This window comes from Acinetobacter sp. UBA2063 (genome assembly GCF_002333245.1).
Lineage (GTDB): Bacteria > Pseudomonadota > Gammaproteobacteria > Pseudomonadales > Moraxellaceae > Acinetobacter > Acinetobacter parvus.
In genome coordinates, this window is the sequence record NZ_DDAH01000179.1 from 13,029 (window position 1) to 24,658 (window position 11,630).

Here is an 11,630-nt window from a genome sequence, read left to right on the forward strand (position 1 = left end):
TGCACTATTAGCAACCTTATCCATCGGTTGGTCAGTGGGCGTGGCATCTCGTCATGTTTGGCTACAGCATTTACCACCTGATAAGGTGCCAAGTTGCGGTCCAGGCTTGGACTATTTAGTTGATGCATTGCCAATGAAAGCGGTATTTCAGGAAGTGCTTTCAGGATCGGGTGAATGTGCAGCAATAGATTGGACTTTCTTAGGACAATCTCTACCCGTGTGGTCGTTGCTGTATTTTAGTTTGATCTTATTGGTTTGTTTATGGCAGCTTTTTAGAAATTATAAGGTCGCTAAATAACAAAAAATAAAAGCCAACGATACGTTGGCTTTTTTATTGGATCAAGAAGACTGATATCAGGTTTCTACGATGCCATCTAAATCATCAAAAGTATAATTATTCGGAACATTGATTAAATGTGTTTGGATACCTTCCTCAACGACTTCGTCAACATCGGGATATAACCAACGTGTAATCTGTTCAGCAACACTCGAATGGTACTGAATTTCAAAATGGTTTAAACCATAGAATACGGCTTTATGGGTTTCTGGTAATTTAAGTTGGAAGCGTGGATTTTGATGTTCACCTAGCGCACTTTCCACACTGACCAAATAATCGCCAATGACAGAGAGTGCTTTATTGCGCAACTTCTCAAATTCTAAAGTACCTGCGATTAAGAAGGTATTGATATGAGAGGGTAATGGCGCAGGTTTGCGGTTGTCGTCTGCAAACCCGATACGTGCGTCATTATGTTCCCAGTCGTCATCACGGACACTGCCATAGCGCAGATCCAGAATACCGTTACTACGGATATTGACCAACTGACCAATCAGGTTAATAAAAGGAAATGCACCAAGTTTGTCCTGCAATACAAAACCGAAACGCTCAAGCGCTGCACCATGGTGAGGTGAACCAATACAAACCAGATTCTCAACCATATGAACCCATTGATACAGGTTCTGTTTGCCATAGAACAGCGCGCTGCGTGAAACCAGCCCACCCATACTGTGGCCAATCAGGTCGATACTGGTGATGCGTGGATTGCGTTGCACCAGATCTTCAAGCGTATCGGCAAAACTATGGCCATTAGCGGAAATGCGTCGTCCTGTATTGTAGTTCAGGTACAGCATGGTGTTGTTGTCACGCTGTGCCAATAACCGTTCACCGATACCGCCATAACGCTGATTTGACCAGGTTAAATGGTTCATGCACAGACCGTGGGTCAAAATCACCACACGCCCAGTTAACTCACCTTGCTGTAGTGATCCATAATGGTCATACAGCACCATCGGCAAAGCCATTGGATTATGCTGCTTAAGGAAAAAATCCCCAAAAATCCCATTTAGCGCCCCCACCACAAAATGTAGGGTCGGGGTCAGTGGTTTGTCATGTAGGACAGGGAATCGTTCAATGATGCGGCGCAGACTTGGTGCAAGAAAACAGCGACCATATTTCTGGATGGCATCATAGGAAAAATGATAAAACTTTTGTAATTGTGGAAGTTTTTGTAAATTTCTGGCTTTTTGTGCACTTAAACCGAGTGTCGTCCGTAACACTTCAGTTTGTACCAACTGCACCAATTCATGAACCCCACTTAAACTGGTACTCACAAGTTGTGCGAAACCTTCCAAAACATCTGCCTGACTTGGGGGTGTACGGTCCCACTTACAGTAGGTTTCATGCAGAGGTGTTAAACTTGGCATATTAATTTCCCCATCCTTTTGTATATACCGAAGGTTTGATGTTATTCAGTTTAATACTGTTTAGATAAACTACAACAAACGCTTACATCTTATTTGTTTCATAAGTAATTTTTTTAGAATACTGATGAACGGAGTGCACTATCGTTTTTTATGTCAGACAATATCAAGCTTAAATGTAATTTATATTGTTATTTGATTAACTGTTGTGATTAATAATGTGATTTATTCCACTATAAGTCAAGCTGGTGTCTATTTTGGTGCATATGCAAATTATCTATCTACATGGTTTCCGTAGTAGCCCCATGTCAAAAAAAGGGCAGCAATTGAGTCAATATTGTGCAAATCACGATCAGTTTCAAGTGCATTTGCCCGATCTGAATCGATCTCCCGATAAGGTGCTGCAAAAAATCTCTGGGTTGATCGAAAGTCTACCACGTGACCAAGTGGTGTTGGTTGGAAGTAGCTTAGGGGGATTTTATGCGACATATTTTGTCGCTAAATATGCTTGTCCTGCTGTACTGATTAATCCAGCCATGCAACCATGGCAACTGTTTAAGGATTTGTTTGGGATTGAGCAAATTCCACTCAAGGTGACTGAATCATGGACACTTGATACTGACCAATTGCAGCAACTACAATCCATTGCCAACACCAGACTCAATCATGCTGATAAAATTCTTGTGCTGTTGCAACAAGACGATGAAGTCTTGGATTATCGCCAGGCACAACGTTATTATAGTGCGGCGCAGCCATCATCGTTGATTTTAACTGACATGGATGGCAATCATGCAATGGATGATTTTGAAGAAAAACTACCCTTAATCCTCGAATTTTTATCGGCAACCCTCTAATAAGGAAGTCAGACCCAGTGACACAATACACGGCACAATCCCTTGAAGTTCTTTCTGGTTTAGACCCAGTTCGTCGTCGTCCAGGCATGTACACCGATACCTCGCGTCCAAACCATTTGGCGCAAGAGGTGATTGATAATGCAGTGGATGAAGCACTTGCAGGACATGCCAATCAAATTTGTGTCACCGTATATGAAGATGGTTCATTGTCAGTCGAAGATAATGGACGAGGTATGCCAGTCGATATTCATCCTGAATATGGACAAAGTGGTATCGAAATTATTTTGACCAAATTACATGCAGGCGGAAAGTTCAGTACCGATAACTACCAATTTTCTGGCGGTCTGCATGGTGTAGGTATTTCCGTGGTCAATGCCTTATCCACACGGGTTGAGGTGGCGGTACAACGTCAGGGCAATCTGTATCAGATGGTGTTTGAGCAGGGTGAACCTGTGGCACCTTTATCGGTACTAGAGGGGAAAGTGGCAAAACGTGCCACAGGCACAACCGTTCGCTTTTGGCCTGAAGCCAAGTATTTTGACAGTCCAAAATTTGCACTAAAAGCATTGAAGCATAATTTAAAAGCCAAAGCCGTTTTAGCGGCAGGTTTAAAAATTATTTATGACGATAAAATTAATAACGAAAAAATTGAATGGCAGTTTGAAAATGGTCTGGTTGACTATTTAATGGATGAACTTGAGGATCGAGAGATTCTACCTGATCCTGCTTTTGTCAGTAGTGGACAAGCAGAAAGAGCCGTGTGTGAATTTGCAATTTGCTGGAATGTTGAGGGCGGTGAACAGATTCAAGAAAGTTATGTCAACTTGATTCCAACTGCGCAAGGGGGTACGCATGTCAATGGATTGCGTTCAGGGGTCACGGAGGCGTTACGAGAGTTCTGCGAATTACGTAATTTATTACCACGTAATATGAAACTTTCGGCAGAAGATGTCTGGGATGGTGTCAATTTTATTCTATCGCTGAAATTCCAAGAACCTCAATTTTCAGGACAAACCAAAGAACGTCTATCGAGCCGTGAAGCTTCGAATATTGTGCTCAATATTGCCAAAGATGCGTTTGCTTTATGGTTAAACCAACATGCTGAGATCGCAACTCAATTAGCTGAAATGGCAATTGCCAAAGCAGGTCGTCGTTTAAAAGCAGCTAAGAAAGTCGAACGTAAAAAGATCGTCTCTGGTCCTGCGTTACCTGGAAAACTGGCTGATTGTGTGGGTTTAACGCGTGAAGACAGCGAATTATTTATTGTCGAAGGGGATTCGGCAGGTGGAAGTGCTAAACAAGCGCGTGACAAGAACTTCCAAGCGATTATGCCGATTCGAGGAAAAATTCTAAATACATGGGAAGTATCTTCGGATGAGGTGCTCGCTTCTCAAGAGGTACATGATATTGCGATTGCCATAGGGGTTGATCCAGGCAGTGATGATTTGTCTGAACTACGTTATGGCAAAATCTGTATTCTTGCCGACGCAGACTCGGATGGTCTACATATCGCGACATTACTCTGTGCCTTGTTTGTGAAGCATTTCCCGACTTTAGTTGAAGATGGTCATTTGTTTGTTGCAATGCCACCACTATATCGTATTGATATTGGTAAAGATGTTTATTATGCGTTGGATGATAGTGAACTCGAAAGCATTTTGAAAAAAGTGAAAGGCAATAAAAATCCGCAAATCACTCGATTTAAAGGATTGGGTGAGATGAATGCGAGTCAATTGCGTGAAACCACGATGGATCCCAATACCCGCCGTTTAGTCCAACTCGATTTGGATGATGCGCATTTTACCGCAGGATTATTAGATAAATTGCTGGCAAAAAAACGTTCGAGTGATCGTAAGCATTGGTTAGAGCAAAAAGGTAATTTAGCGGATATAGTTGTTTAATTCTTTTTAATTGAAAGATTAAAAGCCAAGCTCATGCTTGGCTTTTCTTTATCTAGGGTCTAGCCATATTTAGGATAAATTAATCTGCATCATTTTAGTTCATCCCGTTCTTTTTGTATGCAATGTTGTATACAAGATTGGATTCTTATTTATCTTATCTTATAAATATTAAAATAAAACAATGATTTAAATTGTTGGCATAGAAATTGAATAACTCCACTCAGTAAAAATCACAATATCCATGTGTGGGGAGAAACAAGATGCAAAATAAATTATCAATGTCCGTTCTTATGGCAGCCATGATGGGGGTAGGACTGGTCGGTTGTTCAAAACCAGCAGAAAAAACAGAACAAACAAAAACTGAAACGAAAGCTGCACCTGCAGCAAGCGGTGACACGATTAAAGTGGGGATTTTACATTCACTCTCAGGCACGATGGCGATTTCTGAGACTTCTCTGAAAGATACTGCATTGATGACCATCAATGAAATCAATGCCAACGGCGGGGTGATGGGTAAAAAACTCGAACCTGTCATTGTTGACCCAGCATCAGATTGGCCGTTATTTGCTGAAAAAGCACGTCAGTTAATTACTCAGGACAAAGTTGCCGTTATTTTCGGTTGCTGGACATCAGTATCACGTAAGTCTGTTCTTCCTGTGGTTGAAGAGTTGAATGGTTTACTGTTCTATCCAGTGCAATATGAAGGTCAGGAACAATCAAAAAATATTTTCTATACAGGTGCAGCGCCGAATCAACAAGCCATTCCTGCCGTTGAATATTTAATGGGTGATGAGGGCGGTAAAGCACAACGTTTTGTTTTACTCGGTACAGATTACGTCTACCCACGTACCACCAACAAAATCTTACGGGCATTCTTGAAGTCTAAAGGCATTGCCGATGCAGACATCATGGAAGAATACACACCGTTTGGTCATAGCAACTATCAAACCATTGTTTCCAATATCAAGAAATTCTCTGCAGGTAAAAAGACTGCGGTGATTTCAACCATCAATGGCGATTCCAACGTTCCTTTCTATCGTGAGTTGGGTAATCAGGGTATTAAGGCCTCTGATATTCCAGTGATGGCATTCTCAGTTGGCGAAGAAGAATTACGTGGTATTGATACCAAGCCATTAGTGGGTCATTTAGCGGCATGGAACTATTTCATGTCAGTTAAAAATCCAAAAAACACCGAGTTTGTGAATAAATTTAAGCAATATGCGGTGGAGTACAAACTTCCAAATGCCGATAAAGTTGTGACCAACGATCCGATGGAAGCGACTTATGTTGGTATCAATATGTGGAAACAAGCGGTCGAAAAAGCAGGTACAACGGACGTTGATAAAGTTCGTGATGCAATGGCAGGTCAAACTTTTGCAGCACCATCGGGTTATACCCTCAAAATGGATGAAACCAATCACCATTTACATAAACCTGTGATGATTGGGCAAATTCGTGGTGATGGGCAATTTGATGTGGTTTATAAAACGCCTCAAACCATCAAGGCTGAGCCTTGGAGCCCATATATTCCTAAATAATTTTCCTATGCAACCTGCTGTTTTGGCAGCAGGTTTTTCTTGGTTTTATTTCTGATTGATTGGTTTAAATAGAAAATATAAGGGGAGTCTTATGGCGAAACACTATGTTTTGGCAATGCTCTGCATCATGGCACAGATCATGTTTAATCCTGCATGGGCAGAAGTTACTTCACCAACAATTGTGACGTCTACAACTTCTCAGGATGCCATCCAGACTTTTGTTAAATCTGACTTTGCTACTCGTCGCGCCATGTTGAATCAATGGCCAGCCAGTATTGAGCAACTGGATCAATTGGTCGCGTATATTGATCAAAATGAGTTATATACCGATAGTTCAGGTCATACTTACATTTTAAAAAACGATGAAAAATTATTGAGTTATCCGCAATTGCAAGCCATCGACACTTGGCCCTCAGATTTATCTCAAGTGACGCTGGTCAATACCTTGCGTAAGGCACTGAACTTTGGACAAGCCAAAGTTAAATTGAATTCTGATGATGCATCACAACGTTTAGCTGCGGTGGACATTTTAGAAAATAATTTAGATGAGCTCGATGTTGCCACAGTTAAGCAACTCTATCTCAATGAAAAAAGTGAAGCGGTTAAAGCACGTTTGGCACAACTGAAAGCACGTTTAGATTTTAATAGCCAAGATGAATTTACCAAAATCGAAGCGGTAAAAGTTTTGGCGGATTCAAATCGTCCAGATGTATATGCTTTAATCACACAAAGCTTAGAGCAACCGCAGAGCAATCCAGCACTCAAGACGGCTCTGGTTGAAGCACAAAATAAAATTAAAACCCGTTTGCAAATCAGTGAGTGGTCAGGGCATGTATTTTCGGGTCTCAGTACCGCAAGTATTTTACTTTTAGCAGCGCTTGGTCTTGCGATCACATATGGTTTGCTTGGTGTCATCAATATGGCACATGGTGAACTCATCATGATCGGTGCTTATACCACTTACGTCATTCAAAGTTTTTTTAAAACGCACTTTGCAGGCTTAGTCGATTGGTATTTATTGGCTGCGATTCCTGCTGCATTTCTGGTGAGTGCGCTGATCGGCATGTTGATTGAACGTACTGTGATTCGTCCGCTTTATGGTCGCCAATTGGAAACATTATTGGCAACCTTTGGTGTGAGCTTAATCTTGATGCAATCGGTTCGGATGATCTTTGGCGCACAGAACGTTGAAGTGTCGAATGTCGCATGGCTCAGTGGTGGTATTGCCCTGACGCCAAGCCTGATGTTGCCGTATAACCGTATTGCGATTATTGGTTTTACTGTGGCGGTGTTACTGCTACTCGTTTTCTTATTAAACAAAACCCGTTTTGGATTATTTGTTCGTGCTGTGACACAAAACCGTCAAATGGCCCGTGCCGTGGGCATTCGATCTGCACGTATTGACATGATGGCATTTGGCTTAGGTTCAGGCTTAGCTGGTCTTGCAGGTTGTGCGCTAGCACAAGTAGGGAATGTCGGGCCTGATCTCGGGCAAAACTACATTATTGATGCCTTCCTTGTCGTTGTCGTCGGTGGTGTGGGTCAAGTATGGGGGGCAGTACTTGCAGCCTTAGGTTTAGGGATTAGCGGTACAGTTTTGGAGATTGGTCTAGGTGCAGTTTTAGCAAAAATTATTCTCTTGGTTCTTGTGATTTTGTTTATCCAAAAGCGTCCACAAGGTTTGTTTGCCATCAAAGGTCGTTTCGTGGAGTAAGCCAATGAAAATCACTTCTTTATTTGCAGATAAACCCTATAGTGCAATCGCGATTGCCATTTGTTTTGCTGTGTTATTGAGCTTGCCGTGGTTGCATTTGTTATCCCCTGATTCGGCATTTTATCTGTCAGCGTATTGGATTACGTTGATTGGCAAAATCATGTGTCTGGCATTAGTCGCGTTGGCACTGGATTTAGTGTGGGGTTATGCAGGGATTTTAAGCTTGGGGCACGGTTTATATTTCGCCTTGGGTGGTTACGCCTTTGGCATGTACTTGATGCGTGAATCCGCAGGCGATGGTCTGCCTGATTTTATGCGTTTCCTCAGTTGGACAGAACTCCCTTGGTATTGGGTGGGAACTGAGCATTTTGCTTGGGCAATGATCTTGGTTTTATCTGTACCTGCCTTAGTTGCTTTTATTTTTGGTTTCTTTGCTTTCCGTTCAAAAATCAAGGGTGTGTATTTCTCAATTATTACCCAAGCCATGACTTTTGCTGCGGCACTGTTGTTCTTCCGCAATGAGACAGGTTTTGGTGGTAACAATGGCTTCACGGGTTTTAAAACCTTATTGGGTTTTGATATTACTTCTGCGCCGATGCGTGCCACTTTATGTTTTGTCACCGCTTTGGTTTTGATGCTGTGCTTTATCGGCTTACGTCAACTGATGAATCGTCCTTACGGGCGTGTGTTGGGGGCGATTCGTGACAGCGAAAACCGTTTGCAATATTTGGGTTATCGTACGCTGTGGTACAAGCTGTCAGCATGGGTACTGTCTGCCGTAATTGCAGGTATCGCAGGGGCGTTGTATGTGCCACAGGTGGGCATTATCAACCCAAGCGAAATGAATCCAGTCAACTCGATTGAAATGGCAGTGTGGGTTGCCGCAGGGGGGCGTGGTACCTTGATCGGACCCATTCTTGGTGCAGGTTTAATCAATGCGGTGAAAACCTATTTCACTGTGGCCGCTCCCGAAGCATGGTTACTGATCTTAGGTGCTTTATTTATCGTGGTGACGATTTTCTTACCGAAAGGTGTGATTGGTTTATTTGACCGTTTTAAAAAGGAGAGCAATTAAATGAGTGATTTATTCGTAGACTCAGCTCAACATGGCGGTCAACTCGGCGAGGGCTATGGACGCGCCAAAACTGAGGGCGCAGACTTTAGTCATGGGATTGCCTTGTATTTGGAAAAAGTTAGTGTCTGGTTTGATTCGTTTCGTGCCCTCAATGATTTATCACTGTATATCGCTGAAGGTGAATTACGCTGCATCATTGGACCAAATGGTGCGGGGAAAACCACACTAATGGATGTGATTACAGGGAAAACTCGTCCAACCACGGGCACTGCTTTTTTTGGACAAAACTATGATCTTGCCAAAATGAGTACAGAGGAAATTGCGGAAGCTGGGATTGGGCGCAAATTTCAGAAACCAACGGTATTTGAAAATTTTACAGTCATGGAAAATTTACTGCTCGCTGCACCACGTGATAAGCGAGTGAAAAAAAGCTTGTTTAGCCGACTTGATCCACAAGCGCAGTTAGCACTGGAGGAAAGTCTGGAGCAAATTCGCTTAAAGGAATTTGTAAAAAAGCCCGCAGGATTATTATCTCATGGCCAAAAGCAGTGGTTAGAAATTGGCATGCTATTGATGCAACGTCCGAAGCTGATTTTATTGGATGAGCCTGTGGCAGGAATGACCGATGCGGAAACAGAACGCACTGCTGAATTGTGTCTGGAATTGAAAAAAAATCATACGCTGGTGGTCGTAGAACATGACATGAGCTTTATTGATACCATCAGCGAAAAAGTGACGGTATTAGCACAGGGCGCAATCTTGGCAGAAGGCACATTGGCAGAGGTACAAGCCAATGAAGATGTGATTGAAAAGTATTTGGGACGCTAGGAGACTGCCATGTTAGAAGTGAAAGAAATTAACCAGTTTTATGGTGGTAGTCATATTCTTCGTGATGTGTCATTTCAAGCGCCTGTAGGTGAATGCAGTGTGATTCTAGGACGGAATGGCGTTGGTAAAACCACGTTGCTGAAATGCTTGATGGGGATTCTCCCGATTAAATCAGGACAGATTTTGCTAGATGACAAAGATATTGCCAAAATGTCCCCTGAGCAACGAGTACATGCAGGATTGGCCTATGTACCGCAAGGACGAGATATTTTTTCAACTTTGACGGTAGAGGAAAATATTTTAATTGGCATGGCGAAATTTTCAGGTGCAAAAACCCGAAAAGTACCGAGCCATCTCTACGAAATTTTTCCTGTTTTGGATGAAATGAAACACCGCCGTGGTGGAGATTTATCAGGTGGTCAGCAACAGCAGCTTGCGATTGCGCGAGCGTTGGCTTCTGAGCCCAGTGTTTTGATTTTGGATGAGCCAACTGAGGGGATTCAACCCTCGATTATTAAAGATATTGGCCGTGTGATTCGTAAACTGGGGGATCAGGGTGAAATGGCGATTGTCTTGGTGGAACAGTTTTATGATTTTGCTGAAGAGCTTGCGGATAACTATACCGTGATGGCGCGTGGTCAGGTGATTGCACATGGGCAAGGGGTAGAAATGCCTGAAAAGGGGATAAGGGAGTTGGTGGCGATTTAATAAAAGCCTCGTAAGAGGCTTTTTTATTGAGTGGTTGAAAGTTGTAGCTGCATCCACACCAAGTCACGCCATTGCCCAAATTTTTGTCCGACTTGTGGCATATAACCTGTTTGTACAAAACCAAGCTGTTCATGTAGCACAATAGAACCTGTATTTTCACTATCAATCGCAGCCACCATGATATGCATGTTTTGTTGTATCGCGAGATGGATCAGTTGTTGCATCAAGGCTTTGCCTAGACCTTGACGTGCATAACTTGGATCAACAAAAACAGAATGTTCGATACTTTGACGATAACCGCTAATCGCCCGAAAAGCTGAGTAATAGGCATAACCAGCAACTTTGTTATTGAGTTGATCTTCAACCACAATCATTGGAAATTGCCGCTGTTGCATGTCTTGAAAACGTTGTTGATATTGTTCTAAAGCAACGGCATGATCATTCCAGTTGGCTGTCCCTGTGAGGATTTCATGATTATAAATAGCGAGAATCTGTGCTAAATCATCCATTGTGGCAAAACGAATCTGATAACGGGGATTCAAGTTGTGTGCTGCGAGCTTAAGAACGAATGACATGAGAAAATAAAAGAAAGTTCACATCTTCTGAATATGCGTGATTGAAAAAAACAGCAAGACTAAGCTTGCTGTTTTTCAATTGACTGACTGTTTAGAAATGATATTTCACTAACGCACTGACATTGTTTTCGTCACTACCTTTAATACCAAACTTGTTATTCCAAACCGAATGTTCAATACCTAGATACAGGCGTGTTTCTGGTGAAATATGCTTACCGACATTCCACTTGTATTGGGTGGTCCAGTTCAGCTCGCTGGCATGATCTTTCTCACCTGTAGACCAGTCAAGAAAGCCATCCACCAGAAAATCCTCATTTGACAGTTTAAATGGCAATGCGTAGGCAATGGTCATTTGATAGTCATCAGCAGTGTTTTCATTGCTGGCACGGTAGAAATTGACATTCGCATATTGGAAATAAGGAATTGCAAGATCGAAACCTACGCCGTATAAGAAGTTATCAAAACTAGAAAAGTCATCATTATTGCTTTCCCATGTTGTTGAAACCAACACATCCTTTACTGGGCCGAAAGCAAGCTTCTGACCAGAAATCTCACCTAGGCTTAAACGTGGAGAGAGTTCGAAATAGGTGCTTTTATGATCGTCGCCACCACGCATGCGATCCATAAAGAAAAATACATCGGCATATTTTACTTTTGCCGCGTATTCAATGGTTAAAGTCGTTTGCTTTTCATCGACAACTTCGTAGTTTTCGCCGTATAAACCAGTGAGGCTAAAATC

General features: G+C 42.3%; 11 protein-coding genes. 8 read left to right on the forward strand and 3 right to left on the reverse strand.

The annotated features are described in order from the left end of the window. A partial coding sequence (locus tag B4H32_RS08705) for a disulfide bond formation protein B (RefSeq protein WP_286802115.1) occupies nucleotides 1-298 on the forward strand: 298 nt, incomplete at its 5' end. Nucleotides 299-354: 56 nt separating this feature from the next. Here the strand turns inward: B4H32_RS08705 and B4H32_RS08710 are convergent. Continuing rightward, complete coding sequence (locus B4H32_RS08710) at nucleotides 355-1,701, reverse strand: hypothetical protein (RefSeq protein ID WP_286802124.1); 1,347 nt, start codon at nucleotides 1,699-1,701, stop codon at nucleotides 355-357. Between the two features lie 263 nt (nucleotides 1,702-1,964). Here B4H32_RS08710 and B4H32_RS08715 point away from each other — a divergent pair, with 263 nt between their 5' ends. The 7 genes from B4H32_RS08715 (at nucleotide 1,965) to urtE (ending at nucleotide 10,316) form a co-directional block, all read left to right on the forward strand. Then, the gene (locus B4H32_RS08715) at nucleotides 1,965-2,552 is read left to right on the forward strand and encodes a YqiA/YcfP family alpha/beta fold hydrolase (protein ID WP_004683583.1); all 588 of its coding nucleotides are present in this window, start codon (nucleotides 1,965-1,967) and stop codon (nucleotides 2,550-2,552) included. 17 nt (nucleotides 2,553-2,569) lie between these two features. After that, the gene (gene parE / locus B4H32_RS08720; RefSeq protein WP_004683582.1) at nucleotides 2,570-4,453 is read left to right on the forward strand and encodes a DNA topoisomerase IV subunit B; all 1,884 of its coding nucleotides are present in this window, start codon (nucleotides 2,570-2,572) and stop codon (nucleotides 4,451-4,453) included. Between the two features lie 260 nt (nucleotides 4,454-4,713). After that, nucleotides 4,714-5,991 carry an urea ABC transporter substrate-binding protein gene (gene urtA, locus B4H32_RS08725; protein WP_004769981.1) on the forward strand — a complete coding sequence of 426 codons (1,278 nt, stop codon included), beginning with the start codon at nucleotides 4,714-4,716 and terminating at the stop codon, nucleotides 5,989-5,991. A 91-nt stretch (nucleotides 5,992-6,082) separates the two neighbouring features. Next, nucleotides 6,083-7,705 carry an urea ABC transporter permease subunit UrtB gene (gene urtB / locus B4H32_RS08730; RefSeq protein WP_004769980.1) on the forward strand — a complete coding sequence of 541 codons (1,623 nt, stop codon included), beginning with the start codon at nucleotides 6,083-6,085 and terminating at the stop codon, nucleotides 7,703-7,705. Between the two features lie 4 nt (nucleotides 7,706-7,709). Further along, nucleotides 7,710-8,780 (forward strand): urea ABC transporter permease subunit UrtC, encoded by a 1,071-nt coding sequence (urtC, locus tag B4H32_RS08735; protein WP_004683577.1) that lies wholly within the window; start codon nucleotides 7,710-7,712, stop codon nucleotides 8,778-8,780. Then, the gene (urtD, locus tag B4H32_RS08740; RefSeq protein WP_004679069.1) at nucleotides 8,781-9,608 is read left to right on the forward strand and encodes an urea ABC transporter ATP-binding protein UrtD; all 828 of its coding nucleotides are present in this window, start codon (nucleotides 8,781-8,783) and stop codon (nucleotides 9,606-9,608) included. 9 nt (nucleotides 9,609-9,617) lie between these two features. Beyond that, nucleotides 9,618-10,316 (forward strand): urea ABC transporter ATP-binding subunit UrtE, encoded by a 699-nt coding sequence (gene urtE / locus B4H32_RS08745; protein ID WP_004683575.1) that lies wholly within the window; start codon nucleotides 9,618-9,620, stop codon nucleotides 10,314-10,316. 23 nt (nucleotides 10,317-10,339) lie between these two features. On the opposite strand, the gene B4H32_RS08750 is transcribed toward urtE, so the two are convergent. Beyond that, nucleotides 10,340-10,891 carry a GNAT family N-acetyltransferase gene (locus tag B4H32_RS08750; RefSeq protein WP_004679067.1) on the reverse strand — a complete coding sequence of 184 codons (552 nt, stop codon included), beginning with the start codon at nucleotides 10,889-10,891 and terminating at the stop codon, nucleotides 10,340-10,342. A gap of 91 nt (nucleotides 10,892-10,982) precedes the next feature. After that, nucleotides 10,983-11,630: outer membrane protein OmpK (locus B4H32_RS08755; RefSeq protein ID WP_286802155.1), on the reverse strand; the 648-nt coding region annotated here is incomplete at its 5' end.